The organism is Lysobacter arenosi (genome assembly GCF_016613475.2).
GTDB classification, from domain to species: domain Bacteria; phylum Pseudomonadota; class Gammaproteobacteria; order Xanthomonadales; family Xanthomonadaceae; genus Lysobacter_J; species Lysobacter_J arenosi.
Genome location: NZ_CP071517.1, coordinates 976,575 through 1,003,431, shown reverse-complemented (window position 1 = coordinate 1,003,431; position 26,857 = coordinate 976,575). Strand labels below are relative to the sequence as shown.

The following is a 26,857-nucleotide window of genomic DNA, read 5'->3' as shown; positions in this document are numbered from 1 at the left end:
TTGCCCAGTCCGACGTTCGCACAACTCCCGGTGGTAACGGCATGGACCGTTCCACCGGCACCACCTGTTACCACCAGGGACGGACGCTATAACTACGACCACACCAGTCCACGTTCTGAGTATCCCGTCATGTCCCTGCCCACCGTATTCACCCCGGCCGCGCAAGATTCCGACCCTGCGGAGACCCGTGACTGGCTGGATTCGCTCAGCGCCGTCCTCCAGCACGGCGGCTCCGAACGCGCGTCCTACCTTCTGGCGCAGCTGAACGCACGCGCCCGGCGCGCTGGCGGGGTCATCGACTTCACCACCACCACCGACTACATCAACACGATTCCGGTGGATCAGCAGGCGGTCAGCCCCGGCGACCCGATCCTCGAAAAGCGCATCCGCGACATCATCCGCTGGAATGCGATGGCGATGGTGGTCCGCGCCAACCGCAAGCCCGGCGAGCTGGACGGGCATCTGGCCAGCTTCGCGTCGTCGGCCACGCTCTACGAAGTGGGCTTCAATCATTTCTGGCGCGCTCCCAGCGACACGCACCCGGGCGACCTGATCTTCACCGAGGGGCATTCGAGTCCCGGCATCTACGCGCGCTCGTTCCTCGAGGGTCGCTTCGACGAAGCGCAGCTGGACCTGTTCCGCATGGAGGTCGAAGGCAACGGCCGCGGGCTGTCGTCCTACCCGCATCCTTGGCTGATGCCCGACTACTGGCAGGTCGCCACCGTTTCGATGGGGCTGGGACCGATGCAGGCCATCTACCAGGCCCACTTCTGGCGCTACCTGGAGCAGCGCGGGTTGATGCAGGCTTCGGATCGCAAGGTCTGGGCCTTCCTCGGCGATGGCGAGCTCGATGAGCCCGAGACGGTCGGCGCGCTGGCGCTGGCAGGTCGCGAGCGGCTCGACAACCTGGTGTTCGTGGTGAACTGCAATCTGCAGCGACTGGATGGACCGGTTCGCGGCAACGGCAAGATCATCCAGGAGGCCGAAAGCACCTTCCGTGGCGCCGGCTGGAATGTGATCAAGCTGGTCTGGGGTGGCAAGTGGGATCCGCTGCTCGCCCAGGACGAGGACGGCGAACTGCGGCGCGTGATGATGGAAACCGTCGACGGCGAATATCAGTCGTACAAGACCATGGGCGGCGACTACACGCGCGAGAACTTCTTCGGCAAGAGCGAATCCACCCGCCGGCTGGTCGAGGGCCTTTCGGATGCGCAGATCAAGTCGCTCAATCGCGGTGGCCACGATCCGGCCAAGGTGTACGCCGCCTACCACGCCGCGGTGAACACCAAAGGCGCTCCCACCGTGATCCTGGCCAAGACCGTCAAGGGCTATGAGCTCGGTGAGGGCCTGCAGTCGCAGAACGCCAGCCACAACAAGAAGAAGATCGACACGGACACGCTGCGCAACGTGCGCGATCGCCTTTCGATCCCGATCCCCGACGACCGCATCGAAGAGCTTCCCTACTACCACCCGGGTCCCGAGTCGGCCGAGGTTCGCTACCTGAAGGAACGCCGCGCGGAACTCGGTGGCAGCCTGCCGCAGCGCCGGCGTCGCGCCTCCGCGCAAGTGGTCGCACCGGAACTGCCTGCGTTCGATGCGCTGCTGCAATCCAGTGGCGATCGCGAGATCAGTACGACGATGGCGCTGGTCCGCACCATCAACATCCTGCTGCGCGACAAGCAGGTCGGCCCGCGCGTGGTGCCGGTCATCGCCGACGAGGCGCGCACCTTCGGCATGGAAGGCCTGTTCCGGCAGATCGGCATCTATGCGCCGTTCGGCCAGGCCTATACGCCCAACGACGCCTCGCAGCTTGTCTACTACCGCGAGGCGACCGACGGACAGGTGCTGCAGGAAGGCATCAGCGAAGCCGGCGGCATCAGTGCCTGGATCGCGGCCGGCACCAGCTACAGCGTCAACGATGTGCCGATGCTGCCGTTCTTCCTCTACTACGCGATGTTCGGCTTCCAGCGCGTGGGCGACCTGGCCTGGGCGGCGGCCGACATGCGCACTCGCGGCTTCCTCGTCGGTGGCACCGCCGGCAGGACCACCATCAACGGCGAAGGCCTGCAGCACGAGGACGGCCATTCGCACCTGATGTCGGGCGCGATCCCGAACGTGGTCTCCTACGATCCCACCTTCGCCTACGAGGTCGCGGTCATCGTCCAGGACGGCGTGCGCCGGATGATGCAGGAGCAGGAGGATGTCTACTTCTACCTGACGGTGATGAACGAGGCCTACCAGCATCCGGCGATGCCCGACGGCGCCGCTCAAGGCATCCTGCGCGGCATGTACCTGCTGGCTCCGGCCACGGCCGTTGCGGCTGACACGCCACGCGTGCAACTGCTCGGCGCCGGTACGATCCTGCGCGAAGCCATCGCCGCGGCCGACATGCTGGGCAAGGACTTCGGCATCGCCGCCGACGTGTGGTCGTGCCCGAGCTTCTCCGAGCTTCGCCGCGACGGTTTCCAGGTCGAGCGCTGGAACCGCCTGCATCCCGAGCAGCCCGAGCGCGTGCCGTATGTCACCTCACTGTTGGCCGATCGCCCGGGACCGGTGATTGCCGCCACTGATTACGTCCGCGGCGTGGCCGATCAGATCCGTGCCTTCATGCCCGCCGGCCGGCGCTACACGGTGCTGGGTACCGACGGCTTCGGCCGCAGTGACACCCGTGCCAACCTGCGCGCCTACTTCGAAGTGGACCGTCGCTGGATCGCCTACGCCGCCATCGAAGCGCTCGTGCGCGATGGCACCCTTTCCACGTCCGCTGCCGCCAAAGCCAGGGACCTTTACGGCATCGACACCGACAAGACCGAGCCAGCACTTGGCTAGGAGCGACCGCCATGTCGTCGACTTTCACCGTGCAGAACGTGCTGCCGCACCAGGTGGCCTACACCACCCACGGCTTCGAGCAACGATGGACGATGCAGAACTATGAGCGCGTGGGCGGATGGCAGGCCTGGCGCGACATCATCGCCCGGCGCCCCGACCCGGCCGGGCTGATCGAGCAGATCAAACTCAGTGGATTGCGCGGTCGCGGCGGCGCCGGCTTCAACACCGGCCTGAAGTTCTCGTTCATGCCACGCGACGATACCGGGCAGAAGTACCTGATCTGCAACTCCGATGAAGCCGAGCCAGGCACGTGCAAGGACCGCGACCTGCTGCGGTTCAATCCGCACGCGGTCCTGGAAGGCCTTGCGATCGCGTCGTACTGCACCGGCGCCAGCGTGGTCTATCACTACCTGCGTGGCGAGTTCCACCACGAACCGTTCGAGCGGACCCAGCAGGCAACCGAAGAGGCCTACCGTGCCGGACTGCTCGGTGCTGGCGTCCTCGGCAGCGACATCGACGTGCAGATCCACAACGTTTTGGGCGCGGGCGCCTACATCGCCGGCGAGGAAACCGGACTGATGGAATCGCTCGAAGGCAAGAAGGCCCTGCCCCGCTACAAGCCGCCATTCCCGGCGGCCTTCGGCCTCTATGGCCGGCCCACGACCATCTGCAACACTGAGACCTTCGCGTCCTTGCCGGCGATCATGCGCAACGGCGCCGAGTGGTTCCTCGGCATCGGCAAGCCCAACAACGGCGGGCCCAAGATCTTCTCCGTCAGCGGTCATGTCGCGCGGCCGGGCAACTACGAGGTGCCGCTGGGCACTCCGTTCGCGGACCTGCTCGCGCTGGCCGGTGGCATGCGCGAAGGACGCAAGCTGAAGGGAGTGATTCCGGGCGGCACGACGATGAAGGTGATCCCCGCCGATCTGGTCATGCAGATCGACATGGATTTCGACTCGCTGCGCCAGGCCGGTTCCGGACTGGGATCGGGCGCGGTCATCGTGATGGACGACACCACCTGCATGGTGAGTGCCTGCCATCGGATCTCGCGCTTCTACATGTCCGAGTCGTGCGGACAGTGCACGCCGTGCCGGGAGGGAACCGGCTGGATGTATCGATTGCTCGACCGCATCGTCAACCGGCGGGCGACCCGCGACGACCTGGACCGGTTGGCGGAAGTATCCCGTCACATCGAGGGCCACACCATCTGCGCATTCGGCGAGGCCGCCGCCTGGCCCGTGCAGGGATTCCTGCAACACTACTGGCCGGAGTTCGAGTTCTTCGTCGAGCACGGTTACTCGATGGTCGACGCCGCTCAGGGGCGTATGAAACCGACGTGATCGATGGCGGCGTCAGCCGGGCTGTCGCACTTTCTGCTCCGCGCGGGTGCCCAGCCAGGCACGGATGTCGTCGCCGTAGTCCTGGCGCGCCTTGCTGCCGATCGCATCGGCGAGGTCGGCAAGGGAATGCTCGGCCAGTGACCGCCGCATGTGCTTCTCGGCTTCGAGCATGACGGCATGGATCGAGCAGGTTCCCGTCGTCGCCCACCGCGGTGCGCGCCCCTGGAAGATCGCGCAGTTGCCGCGGATGTCATTGCACTCGAACAGGCTGCGCTTGCCGTCGATGGCCTCGACCACGTCGAGCACCGAAATCGACGCCGCCGGACGCGCGAGCGCAAAGCCACCCCGGACTCCCTCGGAGGCATTCACCAGGCCGGCGCGACGCAGCTTGGTGAACACTTTCGCGAGGAAGTCCGCGGGCACGCTCTGCAACTCCGCCAGGTCGCGGACCGAGGCTTCACGGGCACCGTGCGGCGGCCCCACCAGGTAGGTCAGGCAGTGCAGGCCGTACTCGACACCGGTGGTGATGAAGCTCACCGGTCGGTTACCGGACGTCTTCGACCTGGTCGATCCAGGGGCCGTAACCGGCCGCTTCCATCTCCTCGAGCGGGACGAAGCGCAGCGACGCCGAGTTGATGCAGTAGCGCAGGCCGCCCTGGTCACGCGGACCATCGGGGAAGACATGGCCAAGGTGGCTGTCGCCGCTGGCCGAACGCACTTCGGTGCGGATCATGCCGTGCGTGGTATCGCGCAGTTCCTTGACGTTGGCCGGTCCGATCGGCTTGGTGAAGCTGGGCCAGCCGCAACCGGAATCGAACTTCGCCGAGGACGCGAACAGCGGTTCGCCCGAGACGATGTCGACGTAGATGCCAACCTTGTCGTTGTGCAGGTACTCGCCGGTGCCCGGACGCTCGGTGGCGCCTTCCTGGGTCACGCGGTACTGCTCGGGGGTCAACTTGGCGAGGGCTTCGGGAGTCTTGCGGTAGTCGCTCATGGGGGTCTCCTGGGCGGATTGGGCGTCCCAATGAGATGGGGGCGCCGGCAGCGAGTCCAATGCGCAGGACTCTGCGCCATCGGGATGCTCTTTTCCAGCCATGACCCCGAATCGGCGACGTGTGCAGTGGGGGTTTGTAAGCCAATGTATCGGCGGCGGCCGAAGAGGGTCTGCGCCGCCGATTTACAACATCACTTCGACGCGCCGAGCGCCTTTTCGATGCGATCGCTGTCGATGTACTTGGCGAAGGCTTCGGTTCCCTTCACCACCGCCGGATCGGCAAAGATCTCCTGCGCCGCGACTTGGCCGAGCAACTGGAAGGCACCACTGATGGCGGCCGTGCCTTCGTACTTCACAGCGTGCTGTGTTTCGGCCTTGCAGGAGTCGGCAATCAGCCGGGTGAACAGCTCACCCGTCTTCACGTTCGCTTCGTCGCGCTTGGCATCGGGGATGCTCGTCAATCCCGACACGCGAGGGTTCAGTGCAATCGAGAAGAAGATCCACTCCACCAGCTGCGACTTGTCCTCGGAGCTCGTCGACTTGACCAGGCATTTCGACAGGTCATCTCCGTAAGGGCCGGCCACAGCCGGCCGCAGGATCGACGACGCCAGCAGCACGGCTGCCGCAACAGTTGCTGCCACTTGCTTCATTGGATTCCCCTGATGCGAAACATCGACCGGGCCGCGCCGGGAACCGGTCGCATGCCCTTCGCCACACCGCTCTGGCGGATGCAGCCCCCTGGTGCCGGAGTCTAGGCAACCAGCGCGCCAGCAACAAGATACGGGGGCTCGAAGCCGACTGGCGCGGTACGCGAGTGACGCGCGGTCGCTCCAGCCATGACTGCGATCACGAGAAATATTCGCAGCGACCCGAGCAATTTTCAGCGCCCGGACAAACGATCCGTTGCGGGTCCGCTTCCTAGACTGGAGGACTCCCACCAGTGCTATCGCAACGGACCATGACGACGCTTACGGAACAGATCGGCCGGACCTACGACGAATTTCCCTACCTCTCCGGTGCGTTCCAGGTGACTGCCCCGGAACACCTGCGCACGGTCGCGCACCTGTTCGGCCTCGACGCCCCCGCCCCGGAGCGTGCCCGCGTGCTCGAGCTGGGCTGTGCCGCCGGCGGCAACCTGATCCCGTTCGCGGCGCGTTACCCGCACGCCGAAGTGACGGGCATCGAGCTGTCGCAGGTGCAGGTGGATGCCGGGCAACGCGCCATCGCCGCGATGGGGCTGAAGAACCTGCGCCTGGTCCAGGCCAGCATTGCCGATCTCGACGAGAGCCTGGGCGAGTTCGACTACATCATCTGTCATGGCGTCTACAGCTGGGTGCCACCGGAGGTGCAGGAAGCGATCGTGCGAGTTGCAAGCCAATGCCTGGCCCCGGATGGCATCGCCTACGTCAGCTACAACACCTATCCGGGATGGAAGGCCAAGGAAGTCGTGCGCGATGCGATGCTGCTGCGCGCGAACGGCCGCACCGATGCCGGCGAGCGACTCGCCTACGCCCGCGGCATGGTCGATTTCCTGCACGACATGGCGCCGCAGGGCAGCGTCCTGGCGAAGATCATGGGCGACAACATCGACACGATCCGCCACGGCGAGGACTATTACCTCGCCCACGAATACCTGGAGCTGTGCAACTCGCCGTGCTACTTCCGCGACTTCCTGGCGGGCGCGCGGAAACACGGCCTGGATTTCCTGGCCGAAGCGCATGTCAGCAGCATGTTCGCCGACAACTACGGCGCGGAGCAGGCAAAACTGTTGCTCGCCGAGTGCGAAGGCGACCAGGTCCGGCTGGAACAACTGCTCGACTTCCTTGGCAATCGCACCTTCCGGCAGACGCTGCTGGTGCATTCCGGGAGGACGGGGCAGATCCGCTACCAGCTCGATGCCTCGCGGATCTCGCAGTTGCACGTCGCCGGCAACTACACGCCGACCTCCGATGACGGCTGCAGCTGGGCGACCGACAACGGGCGCAACGTCACCGCCTCCAGCGAAGTGGCACAGTCGATGATCTGCGCGCTCACCAAGGCCTGGCCCGGAACCGTTCCGGTGGCGACGCTGGTCAAGGCGGCCAACGCCATCGCCCCGGGCGAGGAAGGAAAGGAGCAGCTGATGGCCTTCATCGGCGCGCTGATCGTCGGCAACGCGGTGCACTGTCGCCTGGATCCCATGCCGCTGGAATCGGCCATCCCGTCCAAGCCCAAGTCTCTTCCTGCGCTACGCGCCCTGTCCGGCCTCGGCGCTGCCACGCCGATCAGGCTGTTCAGTCAATGGCACTACTCCCTCGAACCGGGCGTGGCCGCATCGTTCCTGTTGCCGCTCCTGGACGGCCGCAACGATCGCCCGGCGCTGGTGGCGGCGCTGGTCGCGGCCGTCGCCGAGCAGCGCCTCACCTTCGACGAAGGCCGCAAGACGATCGACGATCCACAACAGATCAACCGCCTTGCCACCGACGCGGTCACGCAGGCGCTTGCGTGGATGTCGAGCAATGCGATGCTGGCGGGCGCCTCGCGCTGAGTTCAGCTCTCCTTGGCCAGCCGCACGGCGAACTCGCGCGCGGGCCCAGTCCAGGAACACGCGCACGCGCGGCGACAACTGGCGCGTGCGTGAATACAACAACGACACGGGCGCCGAAGGTGGCGGCGTGTCGGCAAGCAGCGGCACCAGTGCGCCGCTGCGAAGCTCATCCTCGATGTGGAAGCGCGGCACCTGCGCCATGCCCAGGCCCAGGCGGATGCCGGCCAGGTAACTCTCGGTGCCGGTCACCGAGAGGATGCAAGGCAGGCTGACGGTGCGCGACTGGCTGCCCTGACCGAACTCCATCGGCGTGATGTGCCCGGTGGAGATCGAGCGCAGGCCGACCACGCGGTGGCCTTCCAACTCGTCAATCGATGACGGCGTGCCGAAGCGGGCCAGGTAGTCGGGCGTGGCGACGGTAAGCCGCTCGAGCATCCCGACCTGGCGGGCCACCAGTTCGCTATCGCGCAGCTGGCCGTAGCGCAGCGCACAGTCCACGCCTTCCTGCACCAGGGTCGACCCAGCGCTCACCCTCGCTGATCGACAGCTCGATGTCGGGATAGCGTTCGAAGAATGCCGGCAGCGCCGGCAGCAGGAAGTGGCGCGCGATCGTGCCCTGCACTTCCACGCGCAGCACGCCCTTGGGCATCGCATTGCGGAACACGTCGTCGGCGTCCTCGATGTCGTCGAGGATGCCCAGGCAACGCCGGTAGTACGCCTCGCCGTCCAGCGTCGGTCGCACCACGCGCGTGGTCCGCTGCAACAGGCGCGCGCCCAGTCGCTCCTCCAGATCGTGGATGACCTTGGTGCAGGTCGAACGCGGCACGTCCATGTCGTGCGCGGCCTGGGTGAAGCTGCGGCGCTCGACGATCCTGACGAACAGCCGCATCACGTCGAACCGGTCCACGGGGAGTCTCCCATTGTTCGCTCAGGGGAAACAGTAATACCAAATTCCGGTGGATTATCTCCAGGCGCGGCCTCGCCAGACTATCCCCACGCCGCCGATCCCCGGCGCGAAACCCAAGGAATCCCGCCATGAACACCTCCCCCCGGACTTCCACTAGGACCGCCCTCGTCACCGGTGCCTCCCGTGGCATCGGCGCCGCCATCGCCGAGCGCCTCGCGGCCGATGGCTCCACCGTCGTCGTCAACTACGCCGGTTCGCCGGACGAAGCCGAAGCCCTCGTCGGCAAGATCGAGCAGGCCGGCGGCCGCGCCATCAGCGCCCAGGCCGACGTCGCCGATCCGGCCGCTGTCGCACGCATGTTCGAGGCCGCCGAGGCCGCCTTCGGTGGCGTCGACGTGCTCGTCAACAACGCCGGCATCATGCGCCTGGCCTCGCTCGCCGAAAGCGACGATGCGCTGTTCGACAGCCAGGTCTCTGTCAACCTCAAGGGCACCTTCAACACCCTGCGCGAGGCTGCCCGCCGCCTGCGCGACGGCGGTCGCATCATCAACCTGTCGAGCAGTGTGGTCGGCCTGACGCCTGCGACCTATGGCGTCTATGCCGCGACCAAGGCCGCGGTCGAAGCGATGAGCCACGTACTGACCAAGGAACTGCGCGGCCGCAGCATCACCGTCAATTCGGTTGCGCCGGGTCCGACCGCCACGCGCCTGTTCCTCGAAGGCAAGCCGCAGGAAGTGATCGACCGCCTGGCGAGGCAGGCACCGCTGGAGCGCCTGGGCGAGCCGACCGACATCGCTGCCGCCGTGGCTTTCCTCGCCGGCCCGGACGGTGCCTGGATCAACGGCCAGGTCCTGCGCGCCAACGGCGGGATCATCTGAACATCAATCCACACATTCGCGGTGCATCGCGGCGACGCGCCTGATGCACCCGGGAGAATTCCATGAACAACGTCATCGTCATCACCGGCGCCTCCAGCGGCTTTGGTCGCCTCACCGCTGAAGCGCTCGCCAGGGCCGGACACACCGTCTACGCCTCGATGCGTAACACCACCGGCCGCAACGCCACGGTCGTCGAGCAGATGAAGGCCTTCTCCAACGAGAACGGCGTCGACCTGCGCACCGGCGAGATGGACGTGCAGTCGCAGGATTCGGTCGACCAGGCGATCGCTCAGGTCATCGCCGAGACCGGCCGCATAGACGTGCTGATCCACAACGCCGGCCACATGATGTTCGGCCCGGCCGAGGCATTCACGCCGGAGCAGTACGCGCAGATGTACGACGTCAACGTGCTGAGCACGCAACGCGTCAACCGCGCCGCCTTGCCACACCTGCGTCGCCAGCACAGCGGCCTGGTGGTGTGGGTGTCCAGCAGCAGTGTCGCCGGCGGCACGCCGCCGTACCTGGCGCCCTACTTCGGCGCCAAGGCCGCAATGGATGCGATCGCCGTGCAGTACGCACGCGAGCTTTCGCGCTGGGGCATCGAGACCTCGATCATCGTGCCCGGCGCGTTCACCAGCGGCACCAACCACTTCGCCCACAGCGGCCAGCCAGACGACGAGGCACGAGCCGCCGAGTACGACGCCGGCCCGTATGCCGGATTCGGCGGACAGATCCAGCAGGCCTTTGCCGAGATAGTGCCGGCCGACGCTGATGCGTCGCTGGTGGCGGAAGCGATCGTCGATGCGGTGGCGATGCCCGTCGGCAAGCGACCGTTCCGCGTCCACGTCGACCCCGCCGCGGACGGTGCCGACGTCGGCTTCACGGTGACCGACCGGCTGCGCGCCGAGATGCTGCACCGCGTGGGATTGTCGGACCTGCTGGTGCCGCGCACGGCGCATTGACCGCCTGCTACCGCACCACCGAGCCGATCCACTTCGCCAGCACGTCCAGAAGTTCCGCCATCACCTGCGAATCCTTGCGCCCGCTGCGTGCCGGTACGTGGAAGGAGTGATCGCCATCGGCGAACAGCTGCAATGTCGCCAGGGCCTGCAGCCGGTCCACCACTGGCTGCAGCAGCTCGAGGCTGGCCAGTTCATCGCGCGTGCCTTGCAGGAACAGCATCGGTACCGAGACCTGCGCGAGATGGTCGGCGCGATCGTCCGAAGGCTTGCCCGCCGGGTGCAACGGAAAGCCGATGAACGCCAGTCCGAGCACGCCCGGCAAGGGTAAGGCCGCTTGTGCCTGCGAGGTCATGCGTCCGCCGAACGACTTGCCGCCGGCAATCAACGGCGTTCCGGGCATTCGCCGCGACGCTTCCGCCACTGCGGCGCGCACGGTCGCCTGCGCCAGCTTCGGCGTATCGGGCCTGCGTGAACCGCGCTCCATGTAGGGGAACTGATAGCGGAGCGTGGCCACCGATCGCTCGGCCAGTCCGTCGGCCACCGCCGCCATGAACGCATGGGTCATTCCTGCACCTGCTCCATGGGCAAGCACGTAGCACGCCAATGCATCGGAAGGTGCCTGCAGCAGGCCGGAGACCTGCTCGCCTGATTCGACAACGATGCTCACCGGATCGGTCATGTCTCCCTGCCCTCCTGCACGGCCGCAAGCTCCATCAATGTCCGCGCATATTCCGGCGCGGTCGGTTCGTGCATGAAGTAGACATGGACATCCTCCCATGCCGTCGCGTTGAGCCGCTCCACCCAGCGCGCCAGGTCGTGGCCGGTATAGCGTTCCAGGCGCAACCGCACATACCCCCACGACGAGGTTTCCAGCAGCGGCGGCGGTGTCGCGTCCTCGCGCTCGGACAGGCACAGCGTCGCGCCGGCGCCGCGCAATGCCTCGTAGACGTCGTCATCGAACCAGCTGTCGTTGCGGAACTCGAACACGGCCCGATGGTCCGCGGGCAGCAACTGCAGGAAAGCGACCAGGCGCGGCAGGTCCTTCTTCAGGAACGGCGGCAGCTGGAACAGCACCGGGCCGCGCTTGTCGCCCAGTGCCTGCAGGTGGTCGTAAAGATAGGCCAGTGGCTGGCTGGCCTCCTCGGCCTTCAGTCGCGCCTCGTGGGTGATGTTGCGCGAGGCCTTGATCGCGAAGCGGAAGTGCTCCGGAGTCGCCTGCCCCCACTCCTCCAGCATCGACACCCTGGGCATCCGGTAGAAGGTATTGTTGATCTCGACCGTGGGCAGGCGCTGCGCGTACCAGGCCAGCATGGCGTCGGGCTTGATGGTCGCGGGATAGAAGTCGCCCTTCCATTCCTTGTAGGAATAGCCGCTCGCACCCACCAGCAGTCGTGCAGTCATGATCCGAACCCTTCGGTGACCCGACATGGCAAAGCTCAGCGAATATTCCGCCAAGCGACGCTTCGAAGCCACCCCGGAACCGCCGCCGGTGGCCGTCGAGGGCGGCAGCGGGCCGCTATTGTTCGTGGTCCAGCAGCATCTGGCGCGGGCGCTGCATTACGACTTCCGTCTGCAGTGCGACGGCGTGCTCAAGTCCTGGGCCGTGCCGAAAGGGCCGTCGCTGGACCCCGCCGAGAAGCGCCTGGCGGTGTTCGTCGAGGACCATCCCTACGACTACGCCTCGTTCGAGGGCGTGATTCCGCCGGGCCAGTACGGCTCCGGCGAAGTGATCGTGTGGGACTGCGGCGTCTACAGCCCCGACGAGGGCGGCACCGCATTCCATGACCGCGCCGAAGCCGAGCGCCGCGTGCGCGAAGGCATCGACGCCGGCAAGCTGAGCATCCAGCTGCGCGGCGAGAAGCTGAAAGGCTCGTTCGCGCTGGTGCGCACCAAGGACCCGAAGACCTGGTTGCTGATCAAGCACAAAGATCGCTTCGTCACCACGGCCGATGTCACCGCACAGGACCGATCGGTGCTGTCCGGATTTACCGTCCGCGACCTCAAGGTCGCGCCGGTGCACCGGATGCCGGCGACGCGACTGGCCCCGCACGGAGAACTGACCGTCATGCCGGAGAAGCTGCAGCCGATGCTCGCCGAAATCGGCGATGCACCCTTGCAGAGTCCGGACTGGCTATGGGAGCCGAAGCTGGACGGCTACCGCGCGCTCGCATTCGTCGACAGCAACGGCGTCCGCATCCGTTCGCGGCGCGGCCTCGAGCTGGCCGCGACGTTCCCGCGCCTGGCCGCCGAGCTGCGCGAGCAGGCACACAGCGGCCTGATCCTCGACGGTGAGCTGGTGGCCTTCGACGGCAATGGCAAACCCTCCTTCAACGCATTGCAGAACCGCTTTCAGCTCAAGGGCGAGCGTGAGATCGCCGCCGCCGATCGCGCCAGTCCCACCCTCTTCTACGCCTTCGACCTGCTGCACTTCGAAGGCATCGACCTGCGCCGGACGCCCTACCGGGACCGCCGTCGTTACCTCGCGCAATGCCTGCTGCCGTCGCCGCTGATCCACCTGGTGCATGCGGCCGACGATGGCGCCGCGCTGCAGGACGCCGCGCTCGCCAGTGGCTTCGAGGGCGTGGTCGGCAAGCACAAGGACAGCGTCTACGAGGCCGGCCGGCGCTCGCCGTCGTGGCTGAAGATCAAGCCGACGCACAGCGCCGAGTTCGTCATCGGTGGATACACCCGCGGCAAGGGCGGGCGCGGGAAACTCGGTGCGCTACTGGTCGGCTACTGGGACAAGGGCAAGCTGCGCCACGCCTCGCACGTCGGTTCGGGGTTCGACGAGCGCGCGCTCAAGCAGGTGCTGGCGCGACTGGAGCCGCTGCATGTAGACGTTTGCCCGTTTGCTGAAACGCCAGTGGTCAACGGCCCGGTCACTTGGGTAAAGCCCGAACTGGTCGCCGAGATCAACTACCAGCAGTGGACCGAAGACGGATCGCTGCGGGCGCCGACGTTCGTCCGCCTGCGCGACGACATCGAAGCACGCACGGTCAAACGTGTCGATCCGCTGGCGGTCGCGCAATCCGCTAAGCGACGCAGCAACGTCGAAGCGCGCCGACCCGCCAGTGGCGCCGACGACATCCTGGCAGCACTCGACAATCCGAAGAACGCCTTCGACCTCGCCGTCGGCGACCAGCGCATCCGCCTGACCCACCTCGACCGCGTCTACTGGCCCGCGGTCGAAGCCTTGCAGCAACCGGCGCTGAGCAAACGCGACCTGCTGCGCTACCTGACCCACGTCGCGCCGTTGATGCTGCCCCATCTCGCCGACCGGCCACTGACGATGATCCGCATGCCCGATGGCATCGGTGGCCAGCGCTTTTTCCAGAAGCACTGGAAGCAGGAGCGACCGGACTTCGTCGAGACGGTGAATGTCTATTCGGCGCACAAGGACGAGGACCACGAGTACCTGCTGTGCAACAACCTGCCCACGCTGCTGTGGCTGGCGCAGTCGGGCACGCTGGAGTTCCACGTCTGGCATTCGCGTGCACGTCCGGGGCCGGATGCAATATCCACGTCGACCGACTACGACAGCTCGCTGGAAGCGATGGAAGCGTCGGTGCTGAACTACCCGGACTATGTCGTGTTCGACATCGACCCCTATATCTACTCGGGCAAGGAGGCCAAGGGCGCCGAGCCGGAGCTCAACACCGTGGCCTTCGAGAAAGGCAAGCAGGTCGCGTTCTGGTTGCGCGAACTGCTGCTTGGCATGTCGCTGCAGCCGATCGTGAAGACATCCGGCAAGACCGGCCTGCACGTGTTCGTGCCGATCCGGCGCACGCTCGACTTCGATGCCGCCCGGCACGTGTCGGAACTGGTCAGCCGCCACCTCATGCGCCAGCACCCCAAGGACATCACCATGGACTGGAGCGTGCCCAAGCGCACCGGCAAGATCTTCATGGACCACAACATGAACGTGCGCGGCAAGACCTTGAACGTGGCCTACTCGCCACGCGGCGAGCCCGGCGCGCCGGTGTCGATGCCGCTGACCTGGGACGAACTGGCCGACGCGCACCCGCTCGACTTCAGGATCCCGGATGTGGTAAAGCGTCTGTCCCGCACGGGTGATCGCTGGAGCGACGCCCTGGAACGCAAGCAGGACCTGGCGAGCGCCCTGGCGGGTGGCCCCGCCTGACGTCCCTCCCGGAGGCAGTCATGGCTGCACGTTCGATTGCGTCGCTGACCGTTTCATTCGGTCTGGTATCCATCCCGGTGAAGCTGTACTCGGCCACCGAGTCCAGCCACTCGATCTCCTTCAACCTGCTGCACAAGGGCTGCGGATCGCGCCTGAAGCAGCAGTACATCTGCGCGCGCGAGGAAATCCCGGTCGCGCGTAACGACATCGTGAAGGGCTACGAGTTCGCCAAGGACCAGTACGTCATGTTCACGCCCGAGGAGCTCAAGGCGCTCGAGGAAGCCGGCACGCACAGTGCCGACATCACCGAGTTCGTGCCGATCTCCTCGATCGACCCGGTCTACTTCGACAAGGCCTACTACCTGGCTCCCGACAAGGGCGGCGCCAAGCCGTACGCGCTGTTCGCCAAGGCGCTGCGCGAATCCAAGCGCTGCGCGGTCGGCACCTGGGCATCGCACGGCAAGCAGCACATCGTGATGATCCGCCCCGTCGACGACGGCCTGGTCATGCAGCAGCTGCTGTATGCCAACGAGGTGCGCTCGATCGGCGACCTCGACATCCCCAAGACGGACGTCCGCGATGCCGAGCTAAAGCTGGCCCAGCAACTGATCGACCAGCAGGCCTCCAGCCGCTTCGATCCGGCCGCCTACAAGGACGAGGTCAGCGAGCGCGTCGAGGAGGCGATCCAGCGCAAGGTCGAAGGCGAGCAGATCACCGTGGCCGAAGAACCCGGTGGCGGCGCGCAGATCATCGACCTCATGGAAGCGCTGCGTGCGAGCCTGGAGAAGAAGGGTGCGGCGCCCGCGGCCAAAGGCAAGGTCGCGACCCAGTCGGCGACACGCGCACGCAAACCACCCAAGCAGGCCGTCGAGGAAGACCAGGCTGATCGAGAGCAGGCACCGGCCAGGCGCAAGGCTGCAAAGAAGGCGAAGTAGCCGCACATGCATCACTACGGCATGCGTGATGTCGAAAAGCTGCTCCGCCTGCCCCGCAGTGCCATCCGTTCGCTGGTCACGGCGGGGTTCGTCGCGCCCATGCGCGGGCCGCGCAATGCCTGGCTGTTCTCGTTCCAGGACCTGATCGTGCTGCGCACCGCGCAGGCACTCGCCGCGGCCAACGTGCCGCAGCGACGGATCCTGCGTTCGCTTAAGGAACTGCGCAGCCGGCTGCCCGAGGAGATGCCGTTGTCGGGCCTGAGCATTGGCGCCATTGCCGACCACGTGGTCGTGCGCGAAGGCGGCAGCCGCTGGCATGCCGAATCGGGGCAGTACCTGCTCGCGTTCGAAGGTGATCCGGCGCAGGGGTCACTGCGGGTGATCGAGCCGGTCCCGGCCGCATCCGCCCTGCCCACCGCCGACAGCGGCGCCCACACCGAACCTGATGCCGCCGAAGCCGCCATCGCCGCCTACCGGCGCGCCATCGCCGCCGAGCCGGCCCGACAGGACGCGCGGATCAACCTCGGTCGCCTGCTGCACGAACTGGGGCGGTTCGAGGAGGCCGAGCGCGTCTACCGCGATGCGCTCGCCAACGGCGACGACGATCCGCTGCTGTTCTACAACCTGGGCGTGCTGCTGGACGACATGGACCGCAAGCAGGAAGCGATCCAGGCGTACGAGGCCGCGTTGCAGGAGGACCCTGCCCTGGCCGATTGCCACTACAACCTGGCCCTGCTGCACGAGGCGCTCGACCAGCCGCGACAGGCCATCCGCCACATGTCGCAGTACCGGCGGCTGACGTCCTCGCGCGATTAGCCCGCTCCGGCATTCGCACGGATCGTGCCAGAGGCTCTACACACAATCTCGGCGCGGCCCACCCTAAGGTGCATCGGCGTCGAAGTCCCCATCCATCCCCCACCGGAGCGCACTGGACCATGGCCATCTTCACCACGAAAGAGAACGTCGAGCTCTACTACAAGGACTGGGGCAAGGGTCCCGTCGTGGTCTTCTGCCACGGATGGCCGCTCAATGCCGACAGCTGGGAATCGCAGATGTACCACCTGGCCGACAACGGCTTTCGCTGCATTGCCCACGACCGCCGCGGCCACGGGCGCTCCAGCCAGCCCTGGGACGGCAACGACATGGACCACTACGCCGACGACCTGGCGCAATTGCTTAACCACCTGGACGTCAAGGACATCGTGATCTTCGGCTTCTCCACCGGCGGTGGCGAAGTGGCCCGCTACATCGGTCGCCATGGCACCAAGCGGGTCAAGAAGGCCGGACTCATCTCCGCGGTGCCGCCGTTGATGGTCAAGACCGACGCCAACCCCGGCGGCTTGCCAGTGAGCGTGTTTGACGGAATCCGTGCCGGCCTCATCGCCAACCGCTCGCAGTTGTTCCTCGACATCCCCAGCGGTCCGTTCTTCGGCTACAACCGCCCCGGCGCGAAGCCGTCGCAGGGCGTGATCAATGCCTGGTGGATGCAGGGAATGATGGGCGGCCACAAGAACACGCACGACTCGATCAAGGCGTTCTCGGAGACCGACTTCACCGAAGACCTGAAGAAGTTCGACGTGCCCACGATCATCATCCACGGCGACGACGACCAGATCGTCCCGATCGACGCCGCCGCGCGCTCGTCGGCCAAGCTGATCAAGGACGCCAAGCTGGTCGTGTACCCGGGCGCCCCGCACGGCATCACCGACACGCACAAGGACCAGCTCAACGCCGACCTGCTGGCGTTCGCGAAGTCCTGAGTCAGTGGGCCGGCACGGTTGCAATCCGTGCCGGCCTCATTCTTCTTCCTCTTCCTCTTCCTCTTCTTCCTCCTCGTCGCCGCCGACACCGCCCCTGTGCAAAGCCTGCGCGGCGATCAGGACGAAACCGCCAACCAGGCCGGCGTGCTCGAGGAAAGAATTGAGCGTGTGCACGCGCTGCATGCCCGCCATCGTCCAGTACTTGTGTCCGATGACCGTGGCCGCGATGGTGAACAACGCCAGCACGATTGCGCCGCCTGCCCGCCATCGGCCGCGGCAGAACAGCACGGCCAGGCAGCCGCCCAGTTGCACGACGATCACGCCGGCCGCGTACAGCGCCGGTGGCACCATGCCGAAATGCGCCTGCTCGGCTACCGCTCCCGGGAAGTCCAGCAGCTTCGACACGCCGCTCGAGGCATAAGGCAGGCACAGGCCGATACGGCCCAGCCACCACCAACCCTTGGCAACGTGCATGAGGCACTCCTCAGCGGCTTCCTGCCTGCTCCAACGCCGAAGACCGGCAAGACCGGGCTTGCAGGTTCATCGGCTCCCTGTCGTCACACCGGCTTAACGCAATCCGCCGCTGATGTTCATTCGCTGCGGTCCGCCCACGGTGCCTTCTCGAACTTTCGCACGAGATGGTCGATCAGTGCCTGCACGCGCGCCGGACGCACGCGACCGGGCGGCGTCACCACGTGCAGTGCGATCGGCGGCGGCGACCAGTCCGGCATCACCACTTCGAGCTTGCCCGCCTTGATCTCGCGCCACACCAGGAACTCCGGTTGCAGCGCCAGTCCCTGCCCTGCGAGCAATGCCGGATTGATCGCTTCGGCATTGTTGACCCGCAGCGGTGCCTGCACGCTGATCGAGAAATCGCCATGGCGGCGGTGCTGGAAACGCCAGGCATTGCCGAAGCGCGACAGCGTGTAGAACAACGCGCTGTGGTCTGCAAGCTCGCGCGGATGGCGCGGCCGGCCGCGTGCGTCGAGGTACTCCGGCGTGGCCACCAGCAGCACGCGGACACCGCAGAGCCGGCGCGCCAGCAGGCTGGAATCGGCCAGCGCCGAGATCCGAAGGGCGAGATCGAAGCCGCCACCGACCAGGTCGGCGAAGCCGTCGTCGAAGTCGACTTCGAGGGCGATGTCGGGATAGCGGCGCATGAACTCCGGCAGCACTGGTGACAGATGTGCGATGCCGAACGACATGGGCACTGCCATCCGCACCAGCCCGCGCGGGCTGGTGGCCTGGGCGGTGATCTCGGCTTCGACCGCCTCGCCTTCGGCGAGGATCCGGGTGGCGCGCTCGAGTGCGCCGCGACCGCTCTCGGTCAGCGACATCCGCCGCGAGGTTCTGTGGAAAAGCACCGTCTTCAACCGCGTCTCCAGCCGGGTGATGGCCTTGGACACGGTGGCCTGCGACAGGCCCAGGTCGGTTGCCGTGCGGGCGAACGAGCCGGTTTCGGCGACCTTGGCAAAGATCGCCCAGGCTTCGAGGTCGGGCAGCTTCTGCATGTCAATAATGGAAACAATACTTTTCGATTGGTTCCATTCTAAACCTGTTCGGGGAGGCCTATCTTGTCGGCCAACCCAATTCCCTACCGGGCAACCCCCACAGGAGCAGCACCATGATCGAGCGTCGCCCCTTCAACGGCCTGGGTGGAGCCAACCACGGTTGGCTCGACGCCAAGCATCACTTTTCCTTCGCCAGCTACCACGACGCCCAGCGCATGGGCTGGGGTGCGCTGCGGGTCTGGAACGACGACACCATCGCCGCCAACACCGGCTTCCCACCGCACCCGCACTCGGACATGGAGATCATCACCTACGTCCGCGAAGGCGCGATCACGCACCAGGACAACCTGGGCAACCGTGGCCGCACCGAGGCCGGCGACGTCCAGGTGATGAGCGCTGGCACCGGCATCCAGCACGCCGAGTACAACCTCGAGCCCGGCACGACCCGGATCTTCCAGATCTGGATCATCCCCGACCAGCGCGGTGGCGCGCCGACCTGGGGCGCCAAGCCCTTCCCGAAGGGCGACCGCGCCGGACGCTTCGTGGTCCTGGCAAGCGGCGCGCAGGGCGATGAGGATGCGCTGCCGATCCGTGCCGATGCCCGCGTGCTCGGCCTTACCCTGGCCGCCGGTGAAACGGCGCAGTACGAACTGGGCGAGGACCGTTTCGGCTATCTGGTCCCCGCCAAGGGCGTGGCCGAGGTCAACGGTGTCCGCGTCGAGGAACGCGACGGCGCGGCCATCCGCAACGAACGCACGCTCACCGTGACCGCGCTGGAAGACGTCGAGCTGGTGCTGGTCGACACCGCCGCCTGACGGCACCTGCGATGACGGCGACGATGCCGTCATCGCCTTTCGTGCGACCGCCAGCGCCCTCGCTGGCGGTTATGCTGCACCTGCCGGGCGGCCCTGCCGCCTCGTCCCGGGCCGACCTCAACCGCGTCCCGGTTGCACCTGTTTTGCGTTCCTTCCCATCGCAACTACAGACAAGGGTGTCGGCATGCTCAACATCACGCCTCTCGGCTGGGTCCATACCATTCTCGGGTTGATCGCCGTGGTCGCCGGCTTTGCCGCGCTGATCGGCCATCGACAGATCGACATGGCTTCAGGATCTGGCCGTGCGTTCTTCTGGCTCACCGCTGCAACCGCGGTGACGGGATTGTTCATCTTCCGCCACGGCGGCTTCGGCGTGCCACACGTGCTGAGCCTGCTGACCCTGGCGGTGCTGGCGCTTGGATGGTTCGGTGAGCGTCGCGGCGCCCGCGGCGGGTTCTGGCGCCATGTCGCCGTGGTGTCGTACCTGATCGCGCTGTTCTTCCATTTCATTCCCGGATTCACCGAAACGCTGATTCGCGTGCCGGTCGGAAATCCGTGGGCCAGTGGAATCGAAGACCCGCGCCTGAGGCAGCCGATCGGCGCGGCCTTCGTCGTGTTCCTGGTGGCGGCCGTGTGGCAGGTGCTGCGCGTGCGGAAGTTGTCGCCGCGGGCGGTCGATACCCGGCTGACCTGATCTGGCGAAGGACGGCACCGGGGCCGATGGCTCCGGTGCCATCGCGCCCCGCCCTGCCCGCCCAGCCTGAATCGCGGATCGCGGCGTTCACCATTCGCCAACACGGTCCACGGGACAGTCGGCCATCGCTGCCTTCCGGCAGCCTGGCTCCCTGCAGGTGAGGCCGCATGCAATGACCCCACGCAGATTGACCAGTCCCGAGCGCGTCGTCTTCGAAGACGCCGGGATCACCAAGGGCGACGTTGCGGCGTACTACGCCGTCGTCTCCCGCTGGATGCTGCCAGGCGTGGTCGGACGTCCGCTTTCGCTGCTGCGTTGCCCGGACGGGGCCGGCGCAAGTTGCTTCTTCCAGAAGCACCATGCCGACTCGCTCGGTGCGGGCGTGCATTCGATCACGCTGGACGAAGCCTCTGGAACGGGCGAGTACCTGTATATCGACGACGTCGACGGCCTGCTCGACCTGGTGCAGATGAACACGCTCGAGTTCCATCCCTGGGGCTCGCGAACGAACGATGTCGAACATCCCGATCGTCTCGTCTTCGACCTGGATCCGGATGAGGGAATCGCGTGGAGCGCGGTGAAGTCGGCCGCTCGCGACATTCGCGACCGCCTGGCCGACGTGAAGCTGCGCAGCTGGGTGCGCCTGTCTGGCGGCAAGGGGCTGCATGTCGTCGTGCCCGTGCGTCCCAAGGCCGATTGGGCACAGACCAAGGCGTTCTGCGAAAACTTCGCCGGCCAACTGGTCGCCGAAACGCCGAAGCGCTTCGTGGCCACGGCATCGAAAGCCGCGCGCGAAGGGCGCATCTTCATAGACTGGCTGCGCAACACGCGTGGCGCCACCAGCGTCGCCAGCTGGTCCTTGCGCGCGCGCGCAGGTGCGCCGGTATGCATGCCGCTGAGCTGGGAGGAACTGGCGCAGGTCCGCAAGCCCTCGGCCTACGACATGCGCAAGGCGGCGCGCCGCGCCGATTCGCTCAAGGAGGATCCGTGGGAGGGGTTCTCGCGCGTGCGCCAGATCATTCCTGCGAATTGACAGGACCGTTGCGGGCAATCAGCAGATGCCGCGTCGCATCCTCTTCGTCTGCAAAGGCAACATCTGCCGTAGCCCCATGGCGGCGGCAATGCTGCGCCAGCGCGGGCTTGATCTCGATATCCAATCGGCTGGGCTGGCGGCCATGGAAGGCTTCCCGGTCGACCCTGCGGCGGAGCGGACGCTGCTTGCCCATGGCATCAGCGCCAGCGACCACATGGCTCGCCAGATCAACAGCGCAATCCTTGACAGCGCCGAACTGGTCCTGGCCATGGAGAAGCGCCACGTGGCCGCATTGCTGGCACTATCGCCTGCACTGCGCGGGCGCGTGTTCCTGCTGTCGCGCTGGTCCGGAGGCAGCGACATCGCCGATCCGTATGGCCGTTCGCAGGAGAAATTCGATCTCGCCTACACGCTGATGGACGCTGCTATCGATGAATGGAAATCACGCCTGACAGTGGCACGCCCGTGATCCTATCTGGCCACGATGCGATTCATTCCGACAACTCGCTTCATCGTTGTCTATATCAAGTGAACCGTTCATCGAACTGAATCCTTGCTCAGCAACGGAGCTTGCTTTCATCTCTCCGTCAACAACTCGCACCTAGATTCGACGCGGTACTGGCGCGCGAATCGGCATTGGATGCCCACAAGCACGAAGATTCTCGCGCCAGAGCGATGTGGTTGTTGTGGGTGCACATGCACACGGAATCAACACCCCGAGGCTTTACCCGAGGTGCGTGCATGAAGGATCCACAGCTAGTAGCTGCCAGTGCCATCGCCTTGGCCGTCACGCTCTTCTCCATCTTCTCCATGCGGCCGTGGGCGCGCCGGATGGGACTTGTAGACAAGCCCAACGGCAGGAAGCACCACCGCGGCCACATCCCCCTCATCGGCGGCCTGTGCTTCTTCATCGGCACCGTCGTGGGCCTGAGCTACCTGGGCTACTTCGATGGGTTCGTGACCAGCCTGATGGCGGCGTCGGCGCTGATCGTCGTCGCCGGTGCGCTCGACGATGCCAGCGACCTGAGCGTTCGGGCCCGATTGCTGGTGGAAGCCGGCGCGACCGCACTGGTGATCGCAACCTCGGGCTACTACATCCAGGACCTCGGAAACCTGTTCGGCGACCGTCTCGGCCTGGGAATGCTCGGGATTCCTTTCACGATCATCGCCGTGATCGGCCTGATCAACGCGTTCAACATGCTCGACGGCATCGATGGCCTGGCCGCGACGGTGGCGATGGTCACCATTGGCGCAGTCATGCTGTTTGACGACAGCCCGTGGTCGATGCCGGGCGTGGTGTTCCTGCTGCAGGTCCTGTTCTTCGCCCTGATCCCCTACCTGTTCGTCAACCTGGGGTGGCCGGACGGCCGCAAGATCTTCATGGGCGATGCCGGCAGCACGCTGATCGGGTTCCTGATCGCGTGGAGCCTGATTTACATGAGCCACGAGCGCATCGAGCGGCTGGCGCCGGTGGATGTGCTGTGGTGCGTGGCCTTGCCGGTGATGGATACCGCCGCGGTCATGTACCGGCGCATGCGCATGGGGCGCTCGCCGTTCCGCGCCGATCGCCAGCACATGCACCACCTGCTGCTCGACGCCGGCCTGAAGCCGCGCGCCACACTGCTTGCCATGCTCGGACTGAGCGGTCTGCTGGTGCTGGTCGGTTACCTGCTGCGCGACATTCCCGAGGTGGTGAGCCTGGTGGCGTTCTTTGCAACCCTCGGCGCCCACGTGTGGGGCACTCCCGCCTTGCTGGCCAGGGTTCGCGCCGCGATGCCATCGTCACTCCCCGGCAACGGCGTTGGCCTGGCCACGACTTGGGGCGGCAGCGACCACGAGCCCATGTTCGTTAACGAGCTTGCACGTTTCGACGATGTCGACACCTCCTTCGACGAACTCGCCAAGGACAATCGCGCCAAGGACGAACGCAACAATCGCGACGCCGCCAACGACGATGTCGGAGACGCCGACCGGGGCTTCGAACCGGTCAGGACCCTTTGCGTCCTCGCCGATTCTCCCGATGCCGTCCATATCGCGCCGATCGCGCAGCAACTGGCGCGCGACGCCCGCTTTGAATCGACGGTGTGCGTGACCTCCCTTCCCGAGAACAATGCCAGCCAGGTGCTGGGCCTGTTCGACCTGGTCGCCGATGTCGAACTCGACGTCGCCCGCGGCGAGGATCCGGTGGAAACCACGTCGAACGCCCTGGGAAGCCTGCAGCGCCTGATGAGTAGACTCCAGCCTGATTTGGTGCTGGTGCCCGGCGACACGTCCGCGACGCTGGCGGCAACGCTGGCCGCGCATTACCGCAATGTGCCGGTGGTGTGCATCGACAGCGGACCGGCCGCAGCGCAGATCCCCGGCGACGACCCGGGACGACGCATCGCGCGGTCGCTGGCTGCCCTGCACGTCGCGCCAAGCGCGACCACCGGTCGACAGCTGATCGCCGAAGGTGTGTCGGCCGACCGGGTCCTGGTCACCGGCAACACCGCAATCGATACCCTGCGCGCGGCCCTGTCGCATCTGCGATGGGACGCCGATTGCCGCACCGACCTGCGCCAGCGCTACGCCTTCCTGCGTCGCGGCCACACGATGCTGCTGATGCTTTGCGACGGCGTCGCGCGCGAACACGTCGGGAGAGTGGCGCAGGCGCTGCAAGAGGTGGCGATGGAGCGGCCGGACATCGACGTCGTATGCGCCGAATCGTGCGCATGGGGCGGAACGACCTTGGCGCCACCGAACTTCCACTGGATCGCCCAGCCCGACTACCTGGCATCGGTATACCTGCTGGAGCGGGCACACCTGGCTTTCGTCCACCGCGACATCGAAGTCGAAGCCATGGCGATGTCCGTGCCGCTGCTGGCTCTGCAGACCGAGCGCGACGTCCCGGGCAACGGTCGCATCCACCTGCTCGGCACCGATCCGGTCTCGATCTGCAACAACCTGCTGCACCTGATCGACCGCGAGCAGCCGCGCACCCCACAGGCGATCAACGCCGGTGGACTCGACGAAGGCGATGCGTGCGTGCGCATCGCTGATGCCTTGGCGGTCCTGCGTCCTGCAGATTCCACAACAAGAACCCTGTCGCGGGACGCAGGTTCGCCAAACCACTCAGGCCCCAGCCATGCCGGTATGGGCAGCGCCTACGAGGCATCGTGATGCAAGGCATGTACGCGCCGCCCATTACACCTGCAGCGGCTTGGCGCATGCGCGCTGCCACCTCCTATTCGCTTGTGGTTGTTCCCCCCTTCCTACATAACGGTGACGAGACATGGCTACCCAACTGATAACCAGGGCGGAACTCACCCATCCGCTGCCCGCCACCACGATCCGGGAAGACGACATCGACATTCCGAGCATGGTGACCACGCTCAGCGACAACAAGTGGTCGATCCTCTTCGGCACGATGCTGTTCTTCGCCGCCAGCGCGATCTACGTGCTGCTGGCGACCCCACAGTACGAAGCCAATGCGGTCGTCGAGGTCGAGAGCCGTCTCCCCACCGTTCCGGGCCTCAACGCGGGCAACGCGCCACAGGCGCCGCCGTCGGCCGACTCTCCGACGGCCACGGAAACGCAATTGCTGACATCCCGGCGCGTGCTGGGCGAGGCGATGAAGCGCCTTGATCTGGATTTGTCGGCCAAGCCCGTGCGCCTGCCGGTGATCGGCGATCTGGCGGCGCGCGCACAACAGCTGATGCAGCCCGATGCACTGTCAACGCCGCTGTTCGGCCTGAACGGGTACGGCTGGGGTGGCGAGAAGCTCACGCTGGCCAGGCTGGACTTGCCCGAGACGCTGATCGACCTGCCGCTGCAACTGATCGCCGCCGACCGTGGCCGCTTCGCGCTGCTCGATCCCAACGGCAAGACCTTGTTGGAGGGTCGCGCCGGACAAGGCCCGGTCAGCGGCAGCGGCGTCACCATCGACGTCAAGGCGATCGTGGCCAACCCTGGCACGCGTTTCGAGGTCAAGCGCCTGAACCCGATGGCGATCATGGCCGACCTCAAGAGCAGGATCACGGTCACCGAACAGGGCCGCAATTCCGGCGTGATCGCCCTGACGTACTCCAACTCCGATCCGGTCCGTGCCAAGCAGGTGCTCGAGGAGATCACCCAGGGCCTACTCGCGCCAGAACGTCGCGCGCAACTCGGCCGAAGCGGCCAAGCGCCTGCAGTTCGTCACCGAGCAGCTGCCGAACGTGCGCCGCGAACTGGCCGATGCGCAGGCCGCGCTCAACGACTTCCAGAGCCGCACCGGCACGCTCGACGTCGCCGTCCAGAACAAGGCCCTGCTCGACCAGAGCATCGCCCTGGATGCGAGCATCCAGCAGTTGCTGGTGCAGCGCGCCGACATCGCCAGCCGTTTCACCACCGAGCACCCGGTATATGAGTCGCTGCAGCGCCAGATCGGCCAGTTCCAGTCCGAGAAGGCCAGGTTGCTGTCGCGCCTGAGCCAGCTGCCCGATACGCAACAGGGCCTGTTCCGCCTCAATCGCGACGTTGAAGTCACCAACCAGACTTACGCCAACCTGCTCGACCAGGCGCAGCAGCTCAACATCGCCCGCGCCAGCGCGATCGGCAATGCCCGGGTGATCGATTCGGCCGACGTCAACATGGACAGCCCGGCTTGGCCGAAGCCGCTGCTCGTCGTCGCCGGCGGCACCTTGCTGGGTGCGATGTTCATGGTCGCCTTCGTGCTGCTGCGGCAGATGTTCAGGCGCGGCGTCGAAGACCCGGCCGATATCGAACTGCTCGGCCTGCCGGTCTACGCCTCGATTCCTTTCAGCGCCAAGGGCCACCAGATCGCCACGCGTCCGCGCCACTTCCGCCGCGACACGCAGCGCCTGCTCGCGTTGCGCGCGCCGACCGACCTCGCGATGGAGGCGCTGCGCACGCTGCGTACCAGCCTGCACTTCACCCGCCTGGAGATGAAGAACAACATGTTGATGATTGCCGCGCCGAGTCCTGGCGTTGGCAAGACCTTCGTCTGCGCCAACCTTGCGGTGACCATTGCCCAGGCCGGCCAGACCGTGCTGCTGATCGACGCCGACATGCGCCGCGGCACCCTGCACCACGCCATAGGCGTGCGTTCGGAAGGCGGACTTTCGGAACTGATCTCGGGCCAGATCGACCTGGAGCAGGCGCTGCGCAAGGTGCCCGGCACCGAGAACATGACCTTCATCTCGCGCGGACTGATTCCGCCGAACCCGTCCGAACTGCTGATGCATCCGCGTTTCGGCTCCATGCTCGAGGAGCTGGCCAAGCTCTACGACGTGGTCATCATCGACACGCCGCCGGTGCTGGCGGTCACCGATGCTGCCGTGATCGGCCACCATGTCGGCACCTGCCTGATGGTCGTGCGCTGGGGCCACAACCAGCAGCGCGAGATCGCGATGGCCAAGCAACGGCTGGAGCAGAACGGCGTCGAAGTCCGTGGCGCCATCTTCAACGCCGTGCAGAAGCGCGGCTCGGGCCAGTACACCTACAGTTATTACGACTACCAGCCATTGCGCAACCCGTCGGCGGCGAGGTGA

The 26,857-nt window shown here is 66.2% G+C and carries 21 protein-coding genes and 3 pseudogenes; 16 read left to right on the top strand and 8 right to left on the bottom strand.

All coding sequences use genetic code 11. The annotated features are described in order from the left end of the window. Positions 1-129: 129 nt before the first annotated feature. Entirely contained in the window at positions 130-2,829 is a 2,700-nt protein-coding gene (aceE, locus tag HIV01_RS04735; protein WP_207527092.1) for a pyruvate dehydrogenase (acetyl-transferring), homodimeric type, read from the top strand. A gap of 11 nt (positions 2,830-2,840) precedes the next feature. After that, positions 2,841-4,169: an NADH-quinone oxidoreductase subunit NuoF gene (gene nuoF, locus HIV01_RS04730; protein WP_200605192.1), complete on the top strand. Its 1,329-nt coding sequence runs from the start codon at positions 2,841-2,843 to the stop codon at positions 4,167-4,169. 12 nt (positions 4,170-4,181) lie between these two features. Here the strand turns inward: nuoF and HIV01_RS04725 are convergent, their stop codons facing one another. From HIV01_RS04725 to HIV01_RS04715, 3 genes are all read right to left on the bottom strand, one after another. Then, positions 4,182-4,706 (bottom strand): RrF2 family transcriptional regulator, encoded by a 525-nt coding sequence (locus HIV01_RS04725; protein ID WP_200605191.1) that lies wholly within the window; start codon positions 4,704-4,706, stop codon positions 4,182-4,184. Between the two features lie 7 nt (positions 4,707-4,713). Beyond that, on the bottom strand, positions 4,714-5,163 hold the full coding sequence (gene msrB / locus HIV01_RS04720) for a peptide-methionine (R)-S-oxide reductase MsrB (protein ID WP_200605190.1): 450 nt from the start codon (positions 5,161-5,163) through the stop codon (positions 4,714-4,716). A gap of 191 nt (positions 5,164-5,354) precedes the next feature. Continuing rightward, positions 5,355-5,780, bottom strand: a complete 426-nt coding sequence (locus HIV01_RS04715; RefSeq protein WP_207527091.1) for a hypothetical protein — start codon at positions 5,778-5,780, stop codon at positions 5,355-5,357. Positions 5,781-6,121: 341 nt separating this feature from the next. Here HIV01_RS04715 and HIV01_RS04710 point away from each other — a divergent pair, with 341 nt between their 5' ends. After that, complete coding sequence (locus HIV01_RS04710) at positions 6,122-7,690, top strand: methyltransferase regulatory domain-containing protein (RefSeq protein ID WP_207527090.1); 1,569 nt, start codon at positions 6,122-6,124, stop codon at positions 7,688-7,690. A 15-nt stretch (positions 7,691-7,705) separates the two neighbouring features. Here HIV01_RS04710 and HIV01_RS18120 read toward each other — a convergent pair. Further along, positions 7,706-8,597, bottom strand: a pseudogene (locus tag HIV01_RS18120) (LysR family transcriptional regulator); the annotation flags it as partial. Positions 8,598-8,725: 128 nt separating this feature from the next. On the opposite strand from HIV01_RS18120, the gene HIV01_RS04700 reads away from it, so the two are divergent. Both HIV01_RS04700 and HIV01_RS04695 read left to right on the top strand, forming a co-directional pair. Beyond that, the gene (locus HIV01_RS04700; protein ID WP_200605186.1) at positions 8,726-9,475 is read left to right on the top strand and encodes an SDR family oxidoreductase; all 750 of its coding nucleotides are present in this window, start codon (positions 8,726-8,728) and stop codon (positions 9,473-9,475) included. Between the two features lie 62 nt (positions 9,476-9,537). Beyond that, the gene (locus HIV01_RS04695) at positions 9,538-10,437 is read left to right on the top strand and encodes an SDR family oxidoreductase (RefSeq protein WP_200605185.1); all 900 of its coding nucleotides are present in this window, start codon (positions 9,538-9,540) and stop codon (positions 10,435-10,437) included. A gap of 7 nt (positions 10,438-10,444) precedes the next feature. Here HIV01_RS04695 and HIV01_RS04690 read toward each other — a convergent pair whose 3' ends face one another. Both HIV01_RS04690 and HIV01_RS04685 read right to left on the bottom strand, forming a co-directional pair. Then, positions 10,445-11,116, bottom strand: a complete 672-nt coding sequence (locus HIV01_RS04690; protein WP_200605184.1) for an alpha/beta hydrolase family protein — start codon at positions 11,114-11,116, stop codon at positions 10,445-10,447. Further along, entirely contained in the window at positions 11,113-11,838 is a 726-nt protein-coding gene (locus HIV01_RS04685) for a DUF72 domain-containing protein (protein ID WP_200605183.1), read from the bottom strand. The genes HIV01_RS04690 and HIV01_RS04685 overlap by 4 nt, the downstream gene beginning before the upstream one ends. Positions 11,839-11,863: 25 nt before the next feature. Here HIV01_RS04685 and ligD (HIV01_RS04680) point away from each other — a divergent pair, with 25 nt between their 5' ends. The 4 genes from ligD (HIV01_RS04680) (at position 11,864) to HIV01_RS04665 (ending at position 17,273) form a co-directional block, all read left to right on the top strand. Beyond that, positions 11,864-14,578: a DNA ligase D gene (ligD, locus tag HIV01_RS04680; RefSeq protein WP_200605182.1), complete on the top strand. Its 2,715-nt coding sequence runs from the start codon at positions 11,864-11,866 to the stop codon at positions 14,576-14,578. A 20-nt stretch (positions 14,579-14,598) separates the two neighbouring features. Then, positions 14,599-15,513, top strand: coding sequence for a non-homologous end joining protein Ku (ku, locus tag HIV01_RS04675; RefSeq protein WP_200605181.1), 915 nt, complete (start codon positions 14,599-14,601; stop codon positions 15,511-15,513). Positions 15,514-15,519: 6 nt separating this feature from the next. Further along, positions 15,520-16,329 (top strand): tetratricopeptide repeat protein, encoded by an 810-nt coding sequence (locus tag HIV01_RS04670; RefSeq protein ID WP_200605180.1) that lies wholly within the window; start codon positions 15,520-15,522, stop codon positions 16,327-16,329. Positions 16,330-16,448: 119 nt separating this feature from the next. Then, entirely contained in the window at positions 16,449-17,273 is an 825-nt protein-coding gene (locus HIV01_RS04665) for an alpha/beta fold hydrolase (protein WP_200605179.1), read from the top strand. A 36-nt stretch (positions 17,274-17,309) separates the two neighbouring features. Here the strand turns inward: HIV01_RS04665 and HIV01_RS04660 are convergent, their stop codons facing one another. After that, positions 17,310-17,747, bottom strand: coding sequence for a DoxX family protein (locus HIV01_RS04660; RefSeq protein WP_207527089.1), 438 nt, complete (start codon positions 17,745-17,747; stop codon positions 17,310-17,312). Between the two features lie 116 nt (positions 17,748-17,863). Then, entirely contained in the window at positions 17,864-18,784 is a 921-nt protein-coding gene (locus tag HIV01_RS04655; protein ID WP_200605177.1) for a LysR family transcriptional regulator, read from the bottom strand. 113 nt (positions 18,785-18,897) lie between these two features. On the opposite strand from HIV01_RS04655, the gene HIV01_RS04650 reads away from it, so the two are divergent. From HIV01_RS04650 to HIV01_RS18110, 7 genes and pseudogenes are all read left to right on the top strand, one after another. Beyond that, entirely contained in the window at positions 18,898-19,599 is a 702-nt protein-coding gene (locus HIV01_RS04650; RefSeq protein WP_200605176.1) for a pirin family protein, read from the top strand. Between the two features lie 184 nt (positions 19,600-19,783). Next, a complete protein-coding gene (locus HIV01_RS04645) occupies positions 19,784-20,293 on the top strand; it encodes a DUF2306 domain-containing protein (protein WP_200605175.1) in 510 nt (169 codons plus the stop codon). 187 nt (positions 20,294-20,480) lie between these two features. Then, positions 20,481-21,326: pseudogene (gene ligD, locus HIV01_RS04640) on the top strand (non-homologous end-joining DNA ligase); the annotation flags it as partial. 25 nt (positions 21,327-21,351) lie between these two features. Then, on the top strand, positions 21,352-21,795 hold the full coding sequence (locus HIV01_RS04635) for a low molecular weight protein-tyrosine-phosphatase (RefSeq protein WP_200605173.1): 444 nt from the start codon (positions 21,352-21,354) through the stop codon (positions 21,793-21,795). A gap of 272 nt (positions 21,796-22,067) precedes the next feature. Further along, complete coding sequence (locus tag HIV01_RS04630) at positions 22,068-24,485, top strand: UDP-N-acetylglucosamine 2-epimerase (protein ID WP_200605172.1); 2,418 nt, start codon at positions 22,068-22,070, stop codon at positions 24,483-24,485. A gap of 112 nt (positions 24,486-24,597) precedes the next feature. Then, positions 24,598-25,239: pseudogene (locus HIV01_RS18300) on the top strand (Wzz/FepE/Etk N-terminal domain-containing protein); the annotation flags it as partial. 283 nt (positions 25,240-25,522) lie between these two features. Further along, on the top strand, positions 25,523-26,857 hold the full coding sequence (locus tag HIV01_RS18110; protein ID WP_245156913.1) for a polysaccharide biosynthesis tyrosine autokinase: 1,335 nt from the start codon (positions 25,523-25,525) through the stop codon (positions 26,855-26,857).